The following is a 21,842-nucleotide window of genomic DNA, read 5'->3' on the forward strand; positions in this document are numbered from 1 at the left end:
TCTCGTCGGAGGGTCGTCATTCGGTATCTTCCGGGACGACGTACTCGGTGATCTCCAGGCCGAAGCCGTCGAGCGCATGCAGGCGTTTCGGCGCGCCGAACACCTGCATCCTGCGGATGCCGAGCTCGGCAATGATCTGAGCGGCGATGCCGTAGTTGCGAAGCTCGCTCGCGGCGCGGTCCTTGCCGCCGGTCTCCTCGCCGGCCTTGTTGTCGGAGGAGGCTTCGGCGCCTGCGCCCATCAATCCGGCCAGGCGGTCCGTGTCGGATTCATCATAGCCCAGCACCAGGGCGAGCCCCTTTCCGCGTCGCGCGATGTCGGCCAGGGCGGCGTCCAGCGGCATGCCGAAGCCCGGGTCGGTGATCCCGATCACATCGCCGAGCAGTTCCGGCACGTGGACGCGAACCGGGAAGGGCTCTTCGGCAGAAATCGCGCCGCGTTGCAGCGCCCAGTGGAGTTTGCCGTGGATGCGGTCGCGGAACACTTTCAGTTCGAACGGCCCGTGGGCGGTGCCGACGGTCTGCCGATGCACGCATTCGACGTTCTGCTCGGTGCCGAGCCGGTAGCGGATCAGGTCGGCCACGGTGCCGATCTTCAGGCCGTGCTCGCGGACGAAGGTCTCGAGCTCCGGGCGGCGCGCCATGGTGCCGTCTTCATTGAGGATCTCGACCAGCACGCCGGCCGGCTCGAGCCCGGCCAGCAGGGCGAGGTCCAGGCTGGCTTCCGTGTGTCCTGCGCGTGCCAGCACGCCGCCCGGCTGGGCCATCAGCGGGAAGACGTGGCCGGGTTGGTTGAGGTGCGCCGCCGTGGCGTCCGGGCGCACCGCGGTGCGAATGGTGTGGGCCCGGTCGTAGGCCGAGATGCCGGTGGTCACGCCTTCGGCGGCCTCGATCGACACGGTGAAATTGGTCTGGTGATGACGGTCCGTGTCGCGCACCATCAACTGGAGCCCCAGCTGGCGGCAGCGTTCGCGGGTCAGCGACAGGCAGATCAGGCCGCGGCCGTAGCGCGCCATGAAGTTGATGTCGTCGGGCTTGACCAGGCTGCCGGCCATGATCAGGTCGCCCTCGTTCTCGCGATCCTCGTCGTCGAGCATCACGACCATCTTGCCGGCCTTGATGTCTTCCAGGATGGACTCGATCGAATCGAACTGCATTCAGGAGGTTCCGTCTTCGGGCGGGCGGGTTTCGAGCAGGCGCTCCATGTAGCGAGCGAGTTGATCGACCTCGAGATTGGCCGCCTCGCCGACTTGAAGACGTCCCAGCGTGGTCACCGCCAGCGTATGTGGAATCAGGTTGAGCTCGAAGGTGTCTTCGGACACCTTGTTGACGGTCAGGCTGACGCCGTCGAGCGTCACCGACCCCTTGTGCGCAATATACCGCGACAGTGTCGGCGGCGCCTCGAAGCGCATCACGCGATTGTCGCCGTCCGCCTCGGCATGGACCAGCGTGGCCAGGCCATCGACATGACCCGAGACCAGGTGACCGCCGAGCGGATCGCCGGCCCGCAGCGCCGGCTCCAGGTTGACCGGACTGCCGGCATCGAGCCGGTCCAGCGTGGTCAGCGCGAGGGTCTCGTTCGATACGTCGGCGGCGAAGGTCGTCGAGGTCGGTTCCAGCGCGGTCAGGCACACGCCGTTGACCGCCACGCTGTCGCCCTCCGCCAGGCGGAACCCGGCGATGGCGTCGGCCTCGATCACGAAACGCCGTCCGGCCCCGCTGGGATGCTGCTGCCTGACCCGGCCCAGGGCCTGGATGATTCCGGTGAACATCGTTCGTTTCCTGCGTGGTTCGTCGGTTTCCGGTGCAAGGATCAGCCGCTGGTCCGCGAGGCCTCCGCGGGCCTCAGGCGGATGCGCAGGTCGTCGCCGACCGCGCGCGTGTCGATCCGGACGAGATGGAGGCGGTCGGCGAGTTTTTCCACACCCGGAAGAGCCGCTGTCGGCGATCCGCTGCCGACCAGCGTCGGCGCCTGGTAGACCAGCAGTTCGTCGACCAGGCCGGCGCAGAGCAGGGCTCCCGACAGCGTCGGCCCGGCCTCGACGTGAAGCTCGTTGATGTCCCGTGCGGCGAGTACGCGGAGCAGGTCCTCGAGATCGGCCCGCCCGGCCGGATCGGCAGCGACCTCGAGGCGCTCGCAGGTGGCGGAATCGTCGACTTCCGTGCCCGTGCCGACCCGCCAGACCGGATTGCCCGTATCGAACAGCCGCGCATTGGCCGGGAGACGGCCCCGCGGGTCGAGCACCACCACGGGCTTCGGCGGAAGCGAGGAGGGCTCGACCCCCTCGAGCCGGACGTTCATGGCCGGGTCGTCGGCGACGACGGTGCCGATGCCGGTCAGGATCGCATCCGCGCGCGCTCGCCAGCGGTGGCCGTCGCGGCGTGCCGCGTCGCCGGTAATCCACTTCGATGCCCCGTCCGGGCCGTTCGAACGGCCGTCGAGCGAGCCGGCCAGTTTCAGTCGCACGTAGGGCCGTCCGCGCTCGATCCGGGACAGGAAACCCGGGTTCAGCGCCCGTGCCTCGCCCTCCATCAGGCCCCGCGCGACCCGAATGCCGGCCGCGGCCAGCCGTTCCAGGCCGCGTCCGGCGACGTCGGGGAACGGGTCGACGAGGGCCGCGACCACGCGCGCCACGCCGGCCTCGATCAGCGCGTCCGCGCAGGGCGGGGTGCGACCCTGGTGGCTGCAGGGTTCGAGGGTGACGTAGGCGGTCGCTCCGCGCGCCCGTTCGCCTGCGTCGGCGAGGGCGTGGACTTCGGCGTGGGGCTGGCCGGCGCGCTCGTGCCAACCGCGCCCGACCACGTCGTCCCCGCGCGCGATCACGCAGCCGACCCGCGGGTTCGGATGGGCGGTCCACAGGGCGCGCGCTGCCAGGCGCAGGGCTTCGGCCATGTGGCGATGGTCGGTGGCGTCGAAGCCGGGCTCCGGGTCAGTCATCCCGTCGGCCGAGCAGCGAGATCTGACGGGTGTCCAGCGTGCCGGGATGTTCGCGCTCGAGGCGCTCGATCTCTTCGCGGAACGCCTGGACGTCTTCGAAGCGCTTGTAGACCGACGCGAAGCGGACGTAGGCCACCTGGTCGAGCTTGGCCAGTTCGGCAGCGACCCATTCGCCGATCGCCTGGCTGGGAATCTCGGGCTCCTCGAGCGTGCGGATCTTTCGCAGCAGGTCGCGCAGCGCGCGCTCGACCTGCTGGGTCTCGACCGGCCGCTTCTCAAGGGCGCGCTGGATGCCGCGGCGAAGCTTGTCTTCGTCGAAGGCCTCGCGTGAGCCGTTGGACTTGATCACGTTGGGCGCCTTGAGCGCCGGCGCCTCGAAGGTGTTGAACCGCGCGCCGCAGTCCGCGCATTCACGCCGCCGGCGGATCTGGTAGCCGTCGGAGGTCAGGCGCGAATCGACCACGCGCGTATCGGTGTGATTGCAGAACGGACACCACATGGCGTGACCGCTGCTCCCGTATCAGCGAAACAATCCTGCAATTGTACCGCTTCGGCCCCATTGCGGCCTCGAGCGTCGTGCCCGTGGGCGTGGCGAACCCCCGAACGGCCGGCGTCCGGACGTGCTTGTCTGCATTCCTGCGTCTCTGCGGGAAATCGATCCGCCGATTCCAGGTGTCTTCATGCCCCCGGGTGCCCCGGTCGATTCTCCGGGCGTCCGTTTGCCGGCGCCGGCTAATCGATCCAGCCGAGCTCGGCGGCGGTGGTCGGACCGATGAGCGTGCGATCGAGGCCGGGGGCCTGGATCGCGCGGTTCGGTGCGACGGGGATGCGACCGGCCATGATTTCGGCGCGCACCTGGGGAAGCAGGGGAGCCCGGTTCGGTTCCGCGTAGCCGGATGGGAAGATCGGCAGGCCCGTGCCGAGATCGTAGAGGTCGCTCGCGCCCACCGTGTGCAGCAGTTCGTGGACCAGCACCACGTGGTTCTGGCGCCGCTGGGCGCGACCGGCGAACAGGTGGGCGGACGCGACCCGGATACGTTCCAGGCCGGTGGAATGCGGCAGTCGCGTCGCGCGCGCCGGGTCGTGGTAGCGCGCGATCAGGAGCACATCGGGATCGCGGTCCTGTTCGTCGAACCACAAGCGCCACCACCGCAGGCGCGCCACCCAGGCCATCCGCTCGAGCACGTTTCCGGCTGTCGGCTGCTGCGGCGGCGGCTCGTCGATCGGGTCGGCCAGTTCGACGTAGATCGGGCGGTCCAGGGGCAGGCCGTAGCGTCGGGCCTCGGTGGCCATGTAGTCGGCGATCGGCTGGAAATCGGCCGCGTCCAGCCGTTCGATGTAGCGCTCCGCGGCCGCGCTTCCGTCCGCATTGGTGGGGTAGATGACGACGAACAGGGGCACGTCCCAGCGGGCAATGCGGCGCGCGTCGCTGAACACGTTGTGGACGACCAGCACCAGCAGAAGGAGCAGGAGTGCGATCCGGACCTGTCTGAACGTCATCGGGCGGACCTACATGTCGGTCCGGCGGCGCAGGTAGTTCAGCAGGTCGACCCGGGTGATCAGGCCGAGGAACTTCTCGCCGTCCAGTACGATCGCGACCCGATCGGCGTTGAAGGTCGGCAGCAGGGCGTCGATCGGGTCGCCGACCTGCACCGACTCCAGCTCCGTGACCATGGCCGAGGAGATCGGGTCCCGGAATCGATCCTCCTGGTTGTAGATCGCCATCAGCAGGTCGGATTCGTCGATGATGCCGACGATCCGTTCCCCTTCGAGCACCGGCAGCTGAGAGACGTCGTACAGCTTCATCCGCTTGTAGGCGTTCGAGAGCGGCTCGTCGGGGCGGACCACGATCGCATCATGGGTTTCGACGGGCCGCGCGATCAGGTCGCGCAGGTCGCCGTGGCTCTCGACGTCGAGGAAGCCCTGTTCGCGCATCCAGTAGTCGTTGTAGACCTTCGAAAGGTACTTGTTGCCCGTGTCGCAGACCAGCGTGAGCACGCGCTTGGGCTCGGTCTGCTCCCGGCAGTACTTCAGCGCCGCGGCCATCAGCGTTCCCGTCGAGGAGCCGCCGAGGAGACCCTCGCGACAGAGCAGTTCTCGTGCGGTCAGGAAGCTCTCGCGATCGCTGATCGCGTAGGCCTTCGCGACCCGGCTGAAGTCGCTGATGGTCGGCAGGAAATCTTCGCCGATGCCCTCGACGAGCCATCCGCCGGCATCGTCGCGGACCTTGCCGGTAGCGATGTAGTCCGCCAGGATCGAACCCTCGGGGTCGGCCAGCACCAGCTCCAGGTCCGGCGCGACCTCCGCGAAATAGCGCGACAGCCCGGTGATCGTGCCGCTGGACCCGACGCCGACGACCATGGCATCGAGGTCGTGGTCCATCTGCTGCCAGATCTCGGGGCCCGTCAGCGTTTCGTGGGCCAGCGGATTGTCCGGATTGCCGAACTGGTTGATGAAATAGGAGTCGGGCGTCTCGTCGGCAATCTTCCTGGCCAGGTCCTGGTAGTACTCGGGGTGTCCCTTGCCGACATCGGATCGGGTGATCACGACCTCGGCGCCCATCGCCTTGAGGTTCGAGATCTTCTCGCGGCTCATCTTGTCGGGGATCACCAGGATCAGCCGGTAGCCCTTCTGGGCCGCGACCAGGGCCAGCCCCAGCCCCGTGTTGCCCGCGGTCCCCTCGACCAGCGTGGCTCCGGGCTTCAGGTCGCCGCGCTGTTCGGCCTGCTCGATCATGACCAGGCCGATGCGGTCCTTGATCGAGCCCCCGGGGTTGGCGCTCTCGAGCTTGGCATAGAGTTCGCACGGGCCGGTGTCGAGATGATTGATGCGCACGATCGGCGTATTGCCGATCAGCGCCAGGACGTTGTCGTGGACGGACATGGACGGGATCACGTTCGGGAACCCGGCTAGCGTAGCAGGGCCGGGCGGAACGGGGGCGTCGGGGGTGGGGCGGTGAGCGCGCCGGCCGCGGGGCGACCGGCGCGGGTCGGGCCGGCGTGCGGCCCGGAATCAGGCGGCTTCGGCCCGGTCCAGCATCCGCGCGAGCTGGTCCTTGGCGTGCAGTTTCTCGCGCTTCAGCGTGTTCAGCGCCAGGTCCTCCATCGGCGCCGTGCCGTTCTCGGCCGCAATCACTCGTTTCTCGAGTTGCTGATGATGGTTGTACAGCCTGCGAAAGGTCTCGTTGTTCTTCAGCAGTACTTCCATCTCATCGCGACGGTTCTCGAACATGGCACTTCTCCTTGCGTTCGGTGGGTGTTGCTTGCAGGAATGCGTCTGGAATGGAACGGGTCGGCCCGGGGCACGGCAGGACGTCACGCGGACAGCGTGCGAGCCGGCGAGCAGGATTCGGACATCAGAAGGGGGTAGAGCGCGAAGCGGCGAGCCCGTGCGCTCGGGGTGGGGATGACTGCGTCGAAAAAAACCGGGTACTTCCACATCCTGTCCCGACCAGTTCGGGGTTCTGTTGTAACGCAATCGAACCACGGGCGCAAGCCGGCCCCCGGCAGGCCCCGTGGCTGGCGCCTCGAGGGGGTGCCGCGGAGGGCGCGAGCCGCAGCCGCCCAGTGCGGATCAGGCGCCGCTGGGGAGGGGAGGAGACCCGGTCGCGCCGTGGACGCGGCCTTCGATGGCCTCGATCAATCGTTCAGGAGGATGACGTCGACGCGGCGGTTGCTGGCGCGCCCCTCTTCGGTCTCGTTGCTGGCGATGGGAAAGTCCTCCCCCATGCCGACGGCGTTCATCCGCGACGGGTCGACACCGAGCTCGGCCAACGCGTCACGGACCGCCCGTGCGCGCTCTTCCGAAATCCTCAGGTTCAGCGCGGCCGGACCGGTTGCGTCCGTGTGGCCCTCGATCCGGATCGCGTTGTCCGGTTCGCTGGCAAGCAGTTCGATCACGTCGGCCAGGTTCTCCTGTGCGGCCGGCAAGAGCGAGGTCTCGCCGACCTCGAACAGCACGTCGCCGAGCGTGATCACCACGCCGCGATCGGTTTCGCGATATTCCATGTACTCGAGTCGCCGGCGCAGGCTGTCGGCGGCCTGGTTGGCGAGCTCGGCCTCGCGACGCGCCAGCTCGATTTCCTCCGACTGGGCCTCGGCGAGGCGGCGGGCCTGCGCGGCTTCCTCGCGGGCCCGCGCGGCCTGCTCGGCGGCCAGCTGGCGGCGCTCCTCGGCGCTGAGCGCCTGTTCCTGGGCCCGCTGCATCTCTTCCCGCGTCGCGGTGGACTGCATCAGCGCCTGCTCGGTCTCGCGCCGCGCCTGGGCGACTTCGAGCCGGCTGGCCTGGAGCACCAGGCGCGTGCGGGCGGCCTCGACGGCCTCGGCGTCCCGGCGGGCACGTTCGGCGAACGCCTCGGCGCGGGCGATTTCCAGGTGTTTGCGGGCGACCTGGACCCGGTGCAGGCGCTCGTCGGCGTCGAGCTGTTCGATCGCAGCGCGGCGCACGGCGCTGCGCGCTTCGGCCACGGCAACCGGCGCGAGTTCGACGACCTCGGCGTTGTCCTGAAGGGCGTTCAGGTCGGCCCGCAGGTTGTCGATCAGCCCGGGCGGCGGCTCCGGCGTGGCACAGCCGGCCAGCACGGCGACCAGCACACCGGCGGCGGTGACTCGCCGCAGGCCGGAACCGCGAAGGAGAATCCGAGCGGTCATGGCGTGTCCTCCAGCTGGAGTTCGTCGCCGAACACATCGATCAGCTCGTCGCGCAGCGCCTCGTACTCGGACCGGCGCTCGGCAAGGCGGTCGCGTGCCTCGGCGCCCTGGCTGCGGACGATGGCGAGGCGGGCCTGCACTTCGGCCAGCTCGACCCAGCGCGCGACCGCGGACGGTTCCTCCGCGGCCAGGGCCTCGGTCGCGTTCTCGTAGTACCCGCGGGCTTCCTCGAGCTCGAGCGGGGCACGACTGCGGGCCCCGGCCTGTTCGGCCAGGGCCAGCGCGTCCTCGGCGGGACGGAGCAGGGCGGGGTCCGGTGGGGTAGTGGCGCAGCCGGCCAGGGCAAGGCCCAGCAGCACGACGGCACCGGAACGGGCAAGAACGGACATCATCGGATCATTCGGCATCGGGCTGGTTTTCCGGGGCGGCATCGCGAACGGCAGGCAACGATTCGAGCTCGGCGCAGATGCGTCGGATCTCCGCCCAGTTCGACTCGTCGCAGTTGAACCTCCGCGCATTATAGACCTGAGGGAGCAGGCAGCAGTCGGCCAGGGTCGGCCGGTCCCCGTGACAGAAGCGGCCCGTCTCGCCCGAGCGCGAGAGCAGCGTTTCGAAGGCCTCCAAGCCGCGAGCAACCCAGTGGCGATACCACGTGAGCTTGGCCTCCTCGCCGACGCCCAGATCGCCGACCAGGTACTTCAGGACGCCCAGATTGTTCAAGGGGTGCGTATCGCAAGCGATCACCCCGCAAAGCGCGCGGACGCGGGCCCGGCCGTCGGGGTCGCCGGGCAGCAGCCGCGGTTCGGGATACACCTCTTCGAGGTACTCGAGGATGGCTAGCGACTGGGTCAGCGTACGCTCGCCGTGGACCAGCGTCGGCACCTGTCCCTGCGGATTGAGCGCGAGGTAATCCGGGGCCTTCTGCTGGCCCCCGTCGCGAACCAGGTGGACGAAACGATGTTCGTGGGCGATGCCCTTCAGATTCAGCGCCATCCGTACTCGATAGCTGGCCGAGGAGCGCCAGTACCCGTAGAGCACCGGTTTCGATTTCTGCGACGGAGTTTTGCGGTTCGGTTCGGTGGTCATGGTTTCGGGTCCTCGGCAAGGTCGGCTTCGGGATCGGTGAATGGGATCGTTCGATCGGCCGGGTCGGCGACTTCTGCGAGGCGTCGGATCACGCGGTCCAGCGCTTCCCGGTCCGCCGGGTCCAGCGCATCGACCAGGCGGCGTTCGTAGGCCCGGGCCGCGGGCACGATCCGGTCGTGGATGTCCCGCCCGCCGGGGCTCAGATGCAGATGCTTGGCCCGTCGGTCGCTGTCATTGTCCTCACGCTCGAGCAGCTCGCGAGCGAGCAGGTTCTTGACCGCTCGGCTGACCGCGACCTTGTCCATTGCCGCGCGCTGGGCCACTTCGGTGGCCGAAATGCCCGGATAGCGCCCGACGATGGCGATACAGCGCCACTCGGTCACGCTCAGGTCGAAGCGATTGCGGTACGCCGCGGCGATGCCCTGGCTGATCCGGTTGGACAGCACCGACAGACGGTACGGCAGGAAATGTTCGAGGTCGAGCATGCAGGTTGGCGGCTTGCAGATAGTTTCAAATGTAACTAAAATCGTGGAGATCAGCAACCAACGCCCGAAAGCCAGGCGGCCGACCTCAGTTCGAGCCGTCGCGAATCCGGGTCCGAATCGAAGGAGTCCCGCCATGACCCAGTCCACCGAACCCCGACCGAATCCCCTCGGCGTCCAGAACTTCGAAGTCATCGAGTTCGCTTCGCCCGAACCGCAGAAACTGCACGCGCTGTTCGAGGCGCTGGGCTTCGTCAAGGTGGCGACCCACAAGGACCAGCCGGTCACGCTCTACCGGCAGGGCAACATCGATTTCCTGGTCAACGAGACGCCGGATTCCTTCGCCAGCGAATTCGCGGAGCGGCACGGCCCGTGCTGCGTCGGCTTCGGCATTCGCGTCGAGGACCCGGAGTCGGCCTACGAGACGATCTTGGCCAACGGCGGGAAGGACGTCGAGGGCGACCTCGACTCGATCCCGCTGGACTGTCCGAAGATTTCCGGCATCGGCGGCAGCGTCCTGTACCTGACCGGCGGCGTCGCCGACGTCGAACAGCACTTCGACTTCATCGACGGGGTCGATCCCCGGCCGAAGGGCGCGGGCCTGACCTTCGTCGATCACCTGACCCACAACGTCTACAACGGCAACATGGCCCAGTGGGCAAGCTTCTACGAGGACCTGTTCGGCTTCTTCGAAGTCAAGTACTTCGACATCAAGGGCCAGCAGACCGGACTCCGGTCCAAGGCGATGACCGCGCCGACCGGATCGATCTCGATTCCGATCAACGAGTCGGAAGACCCGAAGAGCCAGATCAACGAGTATCTCGAGGAGTACAAGGGCGAGGGCGTGCAGCACATCGCGCTGTATACGGAGTCGATCTACGAGACCGTCGAGCAACTGCGCTCCAACGGCATCGATTTTCTCGACACGCCCGATACCTACTACGACGTGATCGATCACCGCATCCCGAACCACGGCGAAGACGTCGGCCGGATGCGCAAGAACAAGATCCTGATCGATGCCGACCCGAACGAGACCGACAAGCAGCTGCTGCAGATCTTCACCCAGACCAACATCGGTCCGATCTTCTTCGAGATCATTCAGCGAAAGGGCAACGAAGGCTTCGGCGAAGGCAACTTCCAGGCGCTGTTCGAGGCCATCGAGCGCGACCAGGAGAAGCGTGGCGTCCTCTGATCGTCACGGACGCGGCCGCGTCCGGGCGATCCGTCTGCAGACCAGAACCACGAGGGTCCGAGCATGAAGAACTGGATCACGCATCCCAAGGTCGAGGGCCGGGCTTCGCGCCAGGCGCACTGCGACCTGCCGGAGGGCACCTACGAGCGCGAGCTGGGCAAGGAGGGGTTCTTCGGCCCGGCCTCGCACATGTATCACCCGAACGCGCCGACCGGCTGGACCGATTTCGAGGGGCCGCTCCGCCCGCGGGCCTTTGACACGACGAAGCTCGACGGCTCGACCGCCTCGCCGTGGGACGCGACCGCGTTGATGCACAACGCCAGCGTGCGCATCCGGCAATGGAAGAGCACCGGCACGATGGACCACGTCGTGCGCAACTCCGACGGCGACGAGATGCTGTTCATCCACGCGGGCGCCGGCGACCTGTTCTGCGACTACGGCCGCATGAGCTTCCGCGACGGCGACTACATCATGCTGCCGCGCGGGACGATGTGGCGCATCGCCAGCGGCGACGCGGTCGAAGCCCTGCTGATCGAGGCGACCAACTCCAGCTACATGCTGCCCGAGAAGGGACTGGTCGGACCGCACGCCATCTTCGACCCGGCGATGCTCGACACGCCGCGGATCGACGACGCCTTCAAGGCCCAGCAGGGCGAGGGCGAATGGAAGGTCCACGTCAAGCGTCGCAACGCAATTTCGACCATCACCTACCCGTTCAATCCGCTGGACGCGGTGGGCTGGCACGGCGACCTGATGCCGGTCAAGATCAACTGGCGCGACATCCGCCCGTTGATGAGCCATCGATACCACCTGCCGCCGTCGGCGCATACAACCTTTCTGGCCAACCGGTTCGTCATCTGCACCTTCGTTCCGCGTCCCTTCGAGACGGACCCGGACGCGCTGAAGGTGCCGTTCTTCCACAACAACGACGATTTCGACGAACTGATCTTCTATCACGCCGGCGAATTCTTCTCGCGCGACAATATCCATCCGGGAATGATGACGCTGCATCCCTGCGGCTTCACCCACGGCCCGCATCCGAAGGCGCTGAAGAACGCGTTCGCGCCCAAGGCGGAGGCGACCGAGGAAGTGGCGGTGATGATCGACACGCGCGACGCGCTGGAGGTCACGCCGGGCGCCGAGTCCATCGAGTGGACCGGATACGTCGACAGCTGGAAAGGCTGAGCGGCACGCTCGAGAAGCGGTTTCTCGCAGAGACGCAAAGGCGCAGAGATCGAAACGCGGGAAAAGGAATCGAACACGCTATTCAATCAAACTCAACGCATCAGGAACGAATCTCATGAAACTCGCCACTCTCAAGGAAGGCGGCCGCGACGGCACGCTGATCGTCGTTTCCCGCGACCTGAAGAAGGCCGTCAAGGCCGACGGAATCGCACCGACGCTGCAGGCCGCGCTGGACGACTGGGACCGTGCCGCGCCGCGTCTGAACAGCCTGTTCGCGGACCTGCAGGAAGGGCGCGCCGACGATGCATTCGAACTGGACATGAACGCCCTGGCGTCCCCGCTGCCGCGCGCCTACCAGTTCGTCGACGGAAGCGCCTACCTGCCTCATGTCGAGCGCGTGCGCAAGGCACGCGGTGCGGAAGTGCCGGAGAGCTTCTTCACCGACCCCCTGATGTACCAGGCGGTCAGCGACGGCTTTCTCGGACCGCGCGACGACATCGCGATGGAGAGCACCGAATGGGGCATCGATTTCGAGTCCGAGATCGGAGTGATCTGCGACGATGTTCCGATGGGCGCGACGGCGGCCGAATGCGCCGATCACATCCAGCTGGTCACGATTCTCAACGATGTGTCGCTTCGCAACCTGATTCCGGGCGAACTGGCCAAGGGCTTCGGTTTCCTGCAGTCCAAGCCGCGCTCGGCCCTGGCCCCGGTGGTCGCGACGCCGGACGAGCTGGGCGATGCCTGGAAGGAGAGCAAGCTGCATCGCCCGCTGGTCACGCACCTGAACGGCGAGCTGTTCGGCCAGCCCGAGGCGGGCGAGGACATGCAGTTCAGCTTCGCCGAGCTGCTGGCGCATGCCGCGAAGTCGCGGCCGCTGGCGGCCGGCACGATCCTCGGTTCGGGCACGATCGCCAACCAAGACACGAGCCGCGGCGCCAGCTGTCTGGCCGAGAAGCGGATGCTGGAGATCATCGCAAACGGCGAGCCGGAAACGCCGTTCCTTCAGTTCGGCGACACGGTCCGCATCGACATGAGCGATGAAGACGGCAACAGCTACTTCGGCGCGATCGAGCAGAAGGTGGTCGAGTACGAGCGGTAGGCGTTACTCGGTTCCTGCGCAAATGACAGGTGCCAAGAAGTACGACCCCCGGCTGGCGGGGGTCGTTTGCGGACTGACGGCCAGTCTTACGGGTGACGACAACTTAGTCGCCAAACATTTGGCTCGACTTGTCTAAAAGTGCAGTTGTTAAAGTTGAAGCTGTTTACCGCATCGATGAAATCATTCGCAGCGTCGGTGATGTTCTCCCCCTGAAAGGCATAATCACCATCAAGTGTGTTCACATCTACGGGATTTGGTCCGTTAGGGTTCACGAGCACATCTATGGCATTGCCTTCTGGGTCGATAACTACGATATCTGACCAGGTCCCGTCCGGATGATAGGTGACCTCAATTCTTGAACGGTCCGGGTAGCGAATCCAAATCGTCAACGGAACGACACGCAATGACTCGCTGACCCCGCCGTTAGCACCAAGCCCCCTAAGCTGGACTCCCGCTGAGGCCCCTGTTGAGTCTACGGTTGGCAGGAGGCCGTTCGTCGATATTCCAACGCGTAGAGCGCTAAAGAACGAGTTTCTCAAATAGCCCGTTCGAATATCAAATAATGCCGAGGGTGAAGGAGAAAGCCCTCCGCTGTAGGCCGCCAATTCTGACTGATCAATCGAGAACTGCGTGATCTGCGATTTCTCGAGAGCCTCGCGGAATGCATCTTTCTCATGTTGGGGAAAGTACGCCTCGGCTACATGGGTCATCCGAACTGGCCCGGTGCCAAAGTCTTCCCAAGTAAAAAATCGAGAGTACTTCCTAGTTTCGAGAGTGTTCGGGTTGGAGACATAAACTGTCTCATCTTCGCCGTGAGCATCGATTGCAGCAACCTGAAATTGGTTGTCTGAGCTGCAGGTGCTGCACAGTTCCCACCATGCCAAACTTGCCTTGGCGGGTTGAACCAGAAAAAGTAAGGCCAAGATCAAAACTTTGTTCACTGAATCCTCCTACTTCGATCAAGAAAATGCCAAACGCTTTAGATTTGAGACGCTCAAGTTAAGCGACTCGCTTACTATTCTGTAGCGTTAAATCCTGATCTTCAATCGGGTTTTTTCCTACGAGCGGCTGGAAAAATAACTGAGCTATTAGTCGCTCGATTCTTGGCCCAGCGCTTTAATCAATAAACCCCTACAGCCGGCGTTGATATGAATTGAGAAGTCAATTGCGGCTCAATCAGCGCTCACACCAAAGCAGCGGGCTGATGGGCGAATCGGAAACGCCGTTCCTGCAGTTCGGCGACACGGTCCGCATCGACATGAGCGATGAAGACGGCAACAGCTACTTCGGCGCGATCGAACAGAAGGTGGTCGAGTACCAGCGTTGAAGCACTTGCTTGAGCGCCGGCGCCTCGGCCGCAGTCCCGGGGCGTGATTCCCGTCAGCTTACCGGGCGCGAACTCAGCGGCGACCCCGTTGCATCGGCTTCACGATGCGGCGGCCGGAAAGTTTGAGTCTCCGGCCGAGTCGAAACGCTAGCGACGGGCGGCGGTGATCGCGGCTCAGCAGGCTCAGCACGGTAACGGTGGCGAGCACGATCGCCATGCCCACCAGCTGGGATGCCGCGAGCGTCTCGCTCAGAACGAGAACACCGAACAGCGCGGCCGCGACCGGTTCGACCATCGCGATCATCGACGCGATGGCGGGCGGCGTCTGACGCAGTCCGATCACGTACAGCACGAAGGAGACCCCGGCGCCCAGCACGCCCAGGGCGAGGAACAGCCACCGATCGGGAGTCTCCACCAGCACCGCGTCGAAGCGGTCGATCCCGGACAGGGCCAAGAGCCCGACCACGACGACCGCGAACGCGACAGCGAGCACGGCCTGCGGGGAACCGTGCCTCGAGGCGAACTTGAAGCCGAAGATGAATCCGGCGTAGGAGAGGCCGGCCAGCAGACCGGTCGCGACGGCCACCGGCCCGATGGAGGTCGCATTCAGATCACCGGCACCGGTGACCAGGAAGACGCCGAGCAGCACGAAGCCGATGGCAGTCCATTTCGCTCCACTCGGCCGTTCCAGTCGGAACGCGAAGGACACGAGGAAGACGAAGACCGGTGCGCAATACATCAGCGTGGCGGCGACCGCGACGCTGCCGTGCTGAACGCTCGTGAAATAGAAGGCGAAGTTGCCTGCGACACCGAGCCCGGCCAGTCCAGACCAGATCCACAACCAGCGGCGCCCGAAACCGTGCCCCCCGGGACGTAGCGCGAGCCAGGCCAGAACGAACAACCAGCCGACCGCGCCGCGAACGAGGGCGACCAGGAAGGGGTCCCAGCCGCGCTCGAGCAGCAGGCCTCCGAGGCCGCCAGCGAGGCCCCAGAAGAGCGCGGCAAGAATGAGCAGGACGGGGCTGATCATTCGCGTTCGGCATCCTCCCGCTGTGTCGGCAGCTTCCCTCAAGCTGCCTGCACTATGCCATCGCTACCTCCCCTGAGTCAGCCTTCGCTTCCGGTTGTCGGTTCCGAAAGTCGACTTCTGCGGACACGCGGGAATGCGGCGGCCATGCCGAACGGGGATCAGAACGTGCCACGTACTTCCAGGTACAGGGTCCTCGATCGCTGACGATCGCGCAGTTCGCGGAACGCGAGGGCGCTGCGGTCGCGCGGGCCCTCGAAAACCCGACGGTCGCGATTCTCGTTGTTTCTGAGGATGGCGTCGACACCGAGCCGGATGCGAAGCGCTTCGATGGCCCGGCTCTCGACATACGCGCTGAGGTTGCCGATCCCGAGGTAGCGATCGAGCTCATCGAGGCCGAACCGGGAGAAGCCGTCGTTGATGGATCCGTTCAGTCCCCAACCCATCCGGGCCTGCGGCAGGTCCTGCCGGAACTCGGCCTCGACGCGCCAGGCGCGCTCGTCGGACAGGATGCGTTCCTGTCCGGTCAATGGATCGTCGACGCCCGAATCCTGCCATCGGCCGTTGAGGTCCAGGCGCGCGTTGTCGAGTCCGAACAGGTCCAGCGGCGTGGTCAGCTCGCCACGGATCCCGTAGCGCCAGCCCGAACCGATGTTGCCGGGAACTTCGAGCTGGTCCTCCAGCGGCAGCAGGTCCTCGACGTCGTCGATCCAGTCGTAGAACGCCGTGAGGCTCAACAGGCCGATGCTGTTGAAGCGGGTTTCCCAGGTGAGGTCCATCGTCACCGTGGTCTCGGGGCTGAGCGAGGGGTTGCCGAGGCTGAGCTCGTCGTCACCGAGATCGGCGGCGCTGACGAAGTCGGAGAAGTCGAGCTGGCCGACCTTGCGCAGCAGTCGCCCCCGGAGCAGCGCGTCGTTCTCCAGCGTGTAGGTGAGGGTGGCGCTGGGCTTCCAGAAGAAGAACGATCGTCGTTCGGCAAAGCCACCGGTCTGGCTGATCTCGGAGGCTTCGGCGGCGAGTTCGAGGTCGACGGCCAGCGCGCCGGCAGCGAAGGAATCGGCCACCGACACGTCGAGCCTCTGTTCTTCGACCTGGGTGCGTGCTCCCGGTACCGGTACCGGCCGAAGGCTTCCGTCGATGCGCCTTCGCAGCTCGAAGTCGCTTTCCAGGCGGTTTTCCGCTCCCTCGACCGACGCTTCGAAGAGGTGCCCGGTCACACCGGAGTAGTCGGCCTCGAGGCGCACGATCTTCTCGGTCTCGAGCCGGTCGGTGATGGCCACGGTTTCACGAATGCCCGGTGCGTCCGGCGCGCCGCGCACCAGGTCTCCGGTCCACATCCGCTCTTCGCGTCGATACAGCGCAATCAGCTTGCTGTTGGTGTGCTCGCCCCAGGGCCGCTCCGCGTCCACGCCGATCTCGAAGGCCTCTTCCCGTTCGTCGGAGCCCTGCCGCAGCAGCACCGACTCCGGATCCGGCCCATCGGCGGCCGGCCGACGCAGGGAAACCTCGCCGCCGTCCTGCTCCTCCCATTCGTACTGCGCGTTGAACCCGTAGCGGACCCGATCTCCCGCATAGGTGGCGTTGGCGCTCAGGTCGAAACCGTCTTCCACCTGGCCGTACTCTTCGTCGCGGAACTCCAGGACCTCGCCGTCGGGGCCGAGCAGCCGTTCTTCCGACTGGCTCTGGAACTGCGAGCGTTGCACGCCGCCGCCCACCGTGTAGCTGAGGGCACCGCGGGTGTCGGAATAGCTCATCGTCCCGGAGGGGAGAAACCGGGCGCCCGGTTGCTGGGTGGACGCGCGGACGGACCAGGCACCGGTGGCGCCGCCGTCCTTCCGGATGACGTCGGCGATCACGCTCTGGCCACGCAGATCGGTGCCTCCGACCTGTCCCCGGATCACGACGATGCGTTCGACGTCGGCGGCCGGAATTCGCGACAGCAGGTCGCTGGGCGACTCGCTCTTGGCCGAGACCCGCTCGCCGTTGATCAGGATGTTGCCCGCCGCGCCGCCGAAGCCGCGTGAGCCGGTATCGCCGTTGTCGAGATTGAAGCCGGGCAGGTTGTTGACCATGTCCAGCGCGGTGACGGGCGCGTAGATCGAGAAGAACGCGGCGTTGAAGGTGGTGCGGCAGCTGGCGTCGGTGCATTCGGCCTCGGGCACGGGCCGGGCCGGGGGAAACTGGGCCAGGGCGGTCGGCGCACTGCATGGGAGCAGGGCGACGAGCAGCAAGGTGGGGAGCGCGATTGCGCGGACCGAGCCCCCGTCGTCGCGGGAGCACTGCAGTCGGGAAAGGGCGGATTCGAGGAATGCGGAAACGCTGCCGAGCATGGCGATCATTGTTGTTCTGGATTGGCTTTTACTTCGGGCAGCAGGTTCTGACGCCCGAGTCGCGGATCGGTTCCATGAAACTTCGAGCCCGATGCGCTTTCGTCGAGCCGTGTCGCCGCAAACGCATCCGGTGCACGCCGATTCCCGGGCGGGTCCGCGACGATTCGCCGCCGCTCAGTCCCCTGCGGCAGGATCGCGCTCCACGGCGTGGGCGATGGAGGCCATGGCTGCCCGGCCGTGGGCGGCCATCTCGGGGTAGTGGATCAGGGCATAGATGTTCTGCACCAGCCAGAACCGCAGCAGGTCCGGCAGATCATCGTCACCGATGATCCGCGCGACCGTGTCGGACAGACCGGGATGCATGCGTACCGCCTCCGTACAGTCATGGGTCAGGATCTCGACCTGGCCTTCGTTGATGCGATAGCAGTCGCGCCAGAGAAGGTCGGCGAGACCCGGATCGAGATGGCCCCGGAAGCGCTCCCGGAACGGAGGTGGCGTTTGATTGACGGTCTCCCAACCCGAGAGATACTGGTAGTACGGCCGGATCCGCTCCCGCAGCGACAGGTCGCGCGGCAGGCCGATCCGTTGCAGCTCCTCGGCGGTGGCAGTCGAGTGCGCGGTGCCCCAGACCTGAGAGGCATGGAACAGGTCGACCAGCCGTTCCGCGCAGAACGGTTCGCAGTCCGATCTTTCGTCGATCCAGTCCAGCGCCGCTTCACCCCCATCGACCACGCGGCGGGTGAACGCCTCGCGATATGCCAGCGATCGCAGATTTCCATCGATCTCGTCGTGGAGCTGCGCGAGGAAGGCCCGCTCCTGGTTCGCGAACACGCGTTCCTCGTTCCAGTTGCTGACCTGCAGGCCGACGAAGATGCCGACGACCACGATCAGGAACTCGATCAGGACCGGGAGCCAGTCCTGGCGGCGAAGTGCGTTGGCGATGCGCTTCAGAAGCATGGGCGACCCCGGCTACATGGCTGATCGATGAACGACTGGGACGGCCCGAGCGACTCCGTTTCTCCTGGCTCGGGCATGGGCGGCCCGGCGACGGCCCGACACCGAAGCTTCGCATCGAGGCGGCCGATCGTCCATCCTGATCGGCGATCGCCGAACCCTAGCCCTGCACGAGCAGTTTGACCCCTTTTTTCAGCATTCGCCACAGCGTTGGCAGGTTCGCGGGATCGTACCGATGCATCGGTTGGTGCGCGCTCGTGATCGACCCCGGGGCGATTTCCTACGCGATCCTGCGCCGATTTCCTACACGATACCGGGTCGATTTCCTACACGGGCAGAAGTCGATTTCGTACGGTCCTGCCCAGGATCCGACGTTAAGCTGCGGACCACCAGGCATCGACCACCTGTCGATGACCGTTGGTCCACGGAACAGGACGAGGACGATGGCCGATGCACATGGGCAGGCGTGGATGAGCCGGATGACAGGCAACCGGTGGATCGTTCTGGCAGGGCTGCTCGCCGCCGTACCCACGGGCGTCCTCGGCGCATCGAAACTGCCGGTGCTCGGCTACTGCGACGGTTGCAGTGTTGCGATGCAGTGGCGCTTGGCGGCCGAAGCGACGGCGCAGGACCTCGCCCCGATCGAACGCGTCGCGCAGGAGATCTATCTCGTCGATCGCGTGGGCGCATCGGTGGCCGCATTCTCGATCAGGCAGCAGCCCGATTCGAAGCCGATGCCGTCCGTCGGGCAAGGGGGTGGCCGACCGCGCTCGGACCGGCGCGCGTTGCGTGCGGTCGATGTCGAGCGGATCGATCCTGACCCGGCCGTGCGACGAGCGGTTCTCGATGGGCTCCGCGCGGCGAACGAAGTCCGACAGATCTTCGCGTTCGGCCGTATTTCCATCGAGGATCTCGGGCTGACCGAACGAATCCCCTCCGCCATCGACCTCGTGGGGCCGGAGGTCACTGATGCCGGCCGCAACCGGGCGGCGCTTCGCGATGCGCTCGGGCACTACGTGAACGGGATCATCGGTGACGCGGAGGCGGCGCTGGATGGGCCGGCAAGGGAGGTGATGGCGAACCTGCTGTCCGACCGTTCTGCAGTCTCGAACGGTGGTTTCGTCATCGCGTTTCCGGACGGCACGACGATTCGCGTCGCGCTCGATGGACTGCATCGGCTGCCGCGAGATCGACAGAGGACCCGGGCCGAGAGTCAGCGGGCTGATTCGTCATGAGCGCGCGAATCGGCTTGCGCGTCGCCCAGTTCGTCGCCGGCGCGCTCGTGCTGACGAGTCTGGCACTGCAGCTTCTGATCTTCGAGGCACTGGCGGTCACGGGATACGGTCTGTGGCCGGTGCTTGTCGGGTTCGTCGCGATCGTGACCGTGCTCGCCCCGGGCCCGGAGCAGGCGACGCGTCGACGCCGCTCGGTCGTGGCACGGCGCGGTCGTCGTCCTCGTCGTCGGTAGGGGGGCTGTCTCGAAGGTCGAGCCGGTACGCTCGAACGGCTCGCTTCAGCGGCGGCCCGGCATCGTCGAAGATCGAGGCTAGGCGGGCGCTGCGAGAAAGTCGCGGATCATCGGGACCAGGCGATCGGCGGCATCTTCGAGCACGTAGTGGCCGGCGTCCTCGAAGTACTCGATCCGCGGATCGGGGAAGATCTCGCGCCACTTGTCGAGGACCTCGTCGTTGAAGACGAAGTCCTTCGCGCCCCAGCCGAAGAACTTCGGCTTGTCGGCAAGCGCGGGCAGCAGGCGCTCGGTCTCGGCCAGCACCGGCCAGGCCGGGTCGGCCTCGGTCAGCGGAATGTCCTGGACGAAGCGCAGGGTCGCCAGGCGACGGTGCGATCCGCCGCGATAGGGCGCGGTCAGGCCGCGGGCGACATTCCTCGGCAGCTTCGAGGCCGTGGCCATCCGCGTGGCCAGGCCGGAGAAGGCGTTGAAGCCCTTGATCAGGAACGCGCCGAGCCCGGTCCGGGCGAAGGCCAGCGATTTCGGCAGGTTGGCATCGTCGGGAATCGTGAACGCCCAGGTATTCAGGATGACCAGCTTGCCGATCCGCTCCGGGTTGCGTGCGGCCCAGCCGAGACCGATCGCGCCGCCCCAGTCGTGAACGACCATGTCGATCGTCCGGTCCGGTTCGACCGCGTCCAGCCAGTCGCCGAGGTCGTCGATGCGCTGACCGAGCGTGTAATCGTAGTTCTCGTCCGCGGGGCGGTCGGACAGGCCCATCCCGATGTGGTCCGGGGCCAGGCAGCGGTGCTCGCTCGCCAGCGCCCGGATCACGTTGCGGTAGTAGAACGACCAGGTGGGGTTGCCGTGGACCATGACCACGGGGCGACCGGATGCCGGACCCTCGTCGACGTAGTGCAAGGCGTGGCCGCTCGGCAGCGCGTGGTAATGGCTGTCGAACGGGTACAGCGAACGGTCGAGGCCGGGCAGTTCGGTCACGGTCGGCGGTCTCCGGCGGTCCGGCGGATCAGGTCAGTTACGAGGCGGCGATCGGTTCGGCGGGTCTTACCAGACCACCTCGGCCATCGAGCAGTTCAGCCCCGAGCCGATGCCCATCAGGGCGATCTTGTCGCCCCGGTTGACGCGGTTCTCGTCGACGATGCGCGAGAGCACGGTCGGGATCGACGCCGGGCCGATGTTGCCGAGCCGCGGGAAGATGCGGTAGACGCGCTCGGGTTCCACCCCGAACATGCGGATGAACATGTCCGTGTGCGCCTTCGAGACCTGGTGGATGACGATGTGGTCGAGATCGTTGGCCACCCAACCGAGCACGGTACGGGCGGCCGTGAAGGTCAGCGTGGCCAGCTTCATGCCTTCGGTCAGCAGGCTGCGCGTGTCGGTCCACATCTGGTGGTTCCAACCGCGGCAAAGGTTGTTGAACTGGGTCGCGGCACGCGTCACGCCGCCCTTGTAGGCGGGGCCCTCGGGCATCAGGTCGCGGCGCGTCATGACCATCGCCGCAGCGCCCGAGCCCAGCGTCAGCGACGCGAACTCGCTCTTGAACTGCTTGCGCGTGACCGACGGCTGCAGCAGCCGATTGATCGTGGTCTCGTTGAGTTCCTTGCTCGACTCGCCGTTGACGATCAGGGCGTAGTCGATCTCGCCCCGCTCGAGCATCCGGCCGGCAATGTTCATGCCGTTGATGAACGCCAGGCACGCGTTGCCCACATCGAAGCTCTCGCAGGTGTTCGAAAGCTTGAGGTTGTTGTGCACCACGCAGGCCGTCGACGGCTCGAGAAAGTCGCGCGACACCGAGGTGTTGATGAGGATGCCGACCTGACCGGGTTCGATGCCCGCGCGCTCCATGGCCTTGCGGCCGGCCAGCGTCGCCGCGTCGGAAGGTTGCATGCCGTCGTCCCAGTAGCGTCGTTCCTGGATGCCGGCCAGGTCGATCAGCGGGTTGCCGCGAACGCGCAGGCGCTTCAGGGTCGGCGCCAGGCGCTCCAGGACTTCCTCGCTGGAGACCTTGTGCGGCGGGTCGACGGAGACCACGGACTGGATGGCAACGTTTTCGAACAGCATTCTCGCTTCCGGCCCGCGCGCGGCGGGTCTATGGGCAGG

At 66.2% G+C, this 21,842-nt stretch carries 22 protein-coding genes; 5 read left to right on the forward strand and 17 right to left on the reverse strand.

The features are described from left to right. Nucleotides 1-16: 16 nt before the first annotated feature. The 11 genes from ribB to KUV67_09975 form a co-directional block, all read right to left on the reverse strand. Nucleotides 17-1,156 carry a 3,4-dihydroxy-2-butanone-4-phosphate synthase gene (gene ribB / locus KUV67_09925; protein MBY6205198.1) on the reverse strand — a complete coding sequence of 380 codons (1,140 nt, stop codon included), beginning with the start codon at nt 1,154-1,156 and terminating at the stop codon, nt 17-19. Then, nucleotides 1,157-1,771, reverse strand: coding sequence for a riboflavin synthase (locus KUV67_09930; protein MBY6205199.1), 615 nt, complete (start codon nt 1,769-1,771; stop codon nt 1,157-1,159). It abuts the gene before it with no gap. 41 nt (nt 1,772-1,812) lie between these two features. Beyond that, the gene (ribD, locus tag KUV67_09935; protein ID MBY6205200.1) at nt 1,813-2,892 is read right to left on the reverse strand and encodes a bifunctional diaminohydroxyphosphoribosylaminopyrimidine deaminase/5-amino-6-(5-phosphoribosylamino)uracil reductase RibD; all 1,080 of its coding nucleotides are present in this window, start codon (nt 2,890-2,892) and stop codon (nt 1,813-1,815) included. A gap of 37 nt (nt 2,893-2,929) precedes the next feature. After that, complete coding sequence (gene nrdR, locus KUV67_09940) at nt 2,930-3,436, reverse strand: transcriptional regulator NrdR (protein MBY6205201.1); 507 nt, start codon at nt 3,434-3,436, stop codon at nt 2,930-2,932. A 233-nt stretch (nt 3,437-3,669) separates the two neighbouring features. Next, nucleotides 3,670-4,437 carry a hypothetical protein gene (locus KUV67_09945; GenBank protein MBY6205202.1) on the reverse strand — a complete coding sequence of 256 codons (768 nt, stop codon included), beginning with the start codon at nt 4,435-4,437 and terminating at the stop codon, nt 3,670-3,672. A 9-nt stretch (nt 4,438-4,446) separates the two neighbouring features. Then, complete coding sequence (locus tag KUV67_09950) at nt 4,447-5,820, reverse strand: pyridoxal-phosphate dependent enzyme (protein MBY6205203.1); 1,374 nt, start codon at nt 5,818-5,820, stop codon at nt 4,447-4,449. Between the two features lie 129 nt (nt 5,821-5,949). After that, nucleotides 5,950-6,168, reverse strand: coding sequence for a YdcH family protein (locus tag KUV67_09955; protein ID MBY6205204.1), 219 nt, complete (start codon nt 6,166-6,168; stop codon nt 5,950-5,952). A gap of 407 nt (nt 6,169-6,575) precedes the next feature. Continuing rightward, complete coding sequence (locus tag KUV67_09960; protein ID MBY6205205.1) at nt 6,576-7,586, reverse strand: OmpA family protein; 1,011 nt, start codon at nt 7,584-7,586, stop codon at nt 6,576-6,578. Continuing rightward, nucleotides 7,583-7,993, reverse strand: coding sequence for a DUF4398 domain-containing protein (locus tag KUV67_09965; protein MBY6205206.1), 411 nt, complete (start codon nt 7,991-7,993; stop codon nt 7,583-7,585). Before KUV67_09965 ends, KUV67_09960 begins: the two co-directional genes overlap by 4 nt. Beyond that, a complete protein-coding gene (gene maiA / locus KUV67_09970; protein MBY6205207.1) occupies nt 7,983-8,672 on the reverse strand; it encodes a maleylacetoacetate isomerase in 690 nt (229 codons plus the stop codon). Before maiA ends, KUV67_09965 begins: the two co-directional genes overlap by 11 nt. Further along, complete coding sequence (locus tag KUV67_09975) at nt 8,669-9,157, reverse strand: MarR family transcriptional regulator (protein ID MBY6205208.1); 489 nt, start codon at nt 9,155-9,157, stop codon at nt 8,669-8,671. The genes maiA and KUV67_09975 overlap by 4 nt, the downstream gene beginning before the upstream one ends. 133 nt (nt 9,158-9,290) lie before the next feature. Between KUV67_09975 and hppD the strand changes: the two genes are divergently transcribed. The 3 genes from hppD (at nt 9,291) to KUV67_09990 (ending at nt 12,633) form a co-directional block, all read left to right on the forward strand. After that, nucleotides 9,291-10,346: a 4-hydroxyphenylpyruvate dioxygenase gene (gene hppD / locus KUV67_09980; protein MBY6205209.1), complete on the forward strand. Its 1,056-nt coding sequence runs from the start codon at nt 9,291-9,293 to the stop codon at nt 10,344-10,346. A gap of 63 nt (nt 10,347-10,409) precedes the next feature. Further along, complete coding sequence (locus tag KUV67_09985) at nt 10,410-11,531, forward strand: homogentisate 1,2-dioxygenase (protein MBY6205210.1); 1,122 nt, start codon at nt 10,410-10,412, stop codon at nt 11,529-11,531. A gap of 115 nt (nt 11,532-11,646) precedes the next feature. Continuing rightward, on the forward strand, nt 11,647-12,633 hold the full coding sequence (locus KUV67_09990; protein ID MBY6205211.1) for a fumarylacetoacetate hydrolase family protein: 987 nt from the start codon (nt 11,647-11,649) through the stop codon (nt 12,631-12,633). A gap of 86 nt (nt 12,634-12,719) precedes the next feature. On the opposite strand, the gene KUV67_09995 is transcribed toward KUV67_09990, so the two are convergent. The 4 genes from KUV67_09995 to KUV67_10010 form a co-directional block, all read right to left on the reverse strand. Continuing rightward, nucleotides 12,720-13,574: a hypothetical protein gene (locus KUV67_09995; protein MBY6205212.1), complete on the reverse strand. Its 855-nt coding sequence runs from the start codon at nt 13,572-13,574 to the stop codon at nt 12,720-12,722. 459 nt (nt 13,575-14,033) lie between these two features. Beyond that, nucleotides 14,034-14,990: a DMT family transporter gene (locus tag KUV67_10000; protein ID MBY6205213.1), complete on the reverse strand. Its 957-nt coding sequence runs from the start codon at nt 14,988-14,990 to the stop codon at nt 14,034-14,036. A gap of 158 nt (nt 14,991-15,148) precedes the next feature. Then, a complete protein-coding gene (locus tag KUV67_10005; protein ID MBY6205214.1) occupies nt 15,149-17,326 on the reverse strand; it encodes a TonB-dependent receptor in 2,178 nt (725 codons plus the stop codon). A 165-nt stretch (nt 17,327-17,491) separates the two neighbouring features. Continuing rightward, nucleotides 17,492-18,274 (reverse strand): hypothetical protein, encoded by a 783-nt coding sequence (locus KUV67_10010; GenBank protein MBY6205215.1) that lies wholly within the window; start codon nt 18,272-18,274, stop codon nt 17,492-17,494. 440 nt (nt 18,275-18,714) lie between these two features. Between KUV67_10010 and KUV67_10015 the strand changes: the two genes are divergently transcribed. Then, entirely contained in the window at nt 18,715-19,506 is a 792-nt protein-coding gene (locus tag KUV67_10015) for a hypothetical protein (protein ID MBY6205216.1), read from the forward strand. Next, complete coding sequence (locus KUV67_10020) at nt 19,503-19,739, forward strand: hypothetical protein (GenBank protein ID MBY6205217.1); 237 nt, start codon at nt 19,503-19,505, stop codon at nt 19,737-19,739. Before KUV67_10015 ends, KUV67_10020 begins: the two co-directional genes overlap by 4 nt. 78 nt (nt 19,740-19,817) lie before the next feature. Here KUV67_10020 and KUV67_10025 read toward each other — a convergent pair whose 3' ends face one another. Together KUV67_10025 and KUV67_10030 are read right to left on the reverse strand one after the other, a co-directional pair. After that, nucleotides 19,818-20,720 carry an alpha/beta fold hydrolase gene (locus KUV67_10025; protein ID MBY6205218.1) on the reverse strand — a complete coding sequence of 301 codons (903 nt, stop codon included), beginning with the start codon at nt 20,718-20,720 and terminating at the stop codon, nt 19,818-19,820. A 66-nt stretch (nt 20,721-20,786) separates the two neighbouring features. Continuing rightward, nucleotides 20,787-21,803: a 3-oxoacyl-ACP synthase III gene (locus tag KUV67_10030; protein ID MBY6205219.1), complete on the reverse strand. Its 1,017-nt coding sequence runs from the start codon at nt 21,801-21,803 to the stop codon at nt 20,787-20,789. Nucleotides 21,804-21,842: the final 39 nt, after the last annotated feature.

The organism is Halomonas denitrificans (assembly GCA_019800895.1).
In the GTDB taxonomy this organism is placed as follows: Bacteria; Pseudomonadota; Gammaproteobacteria; order Xanthomonadales; family Wenzhouxiangellaceae.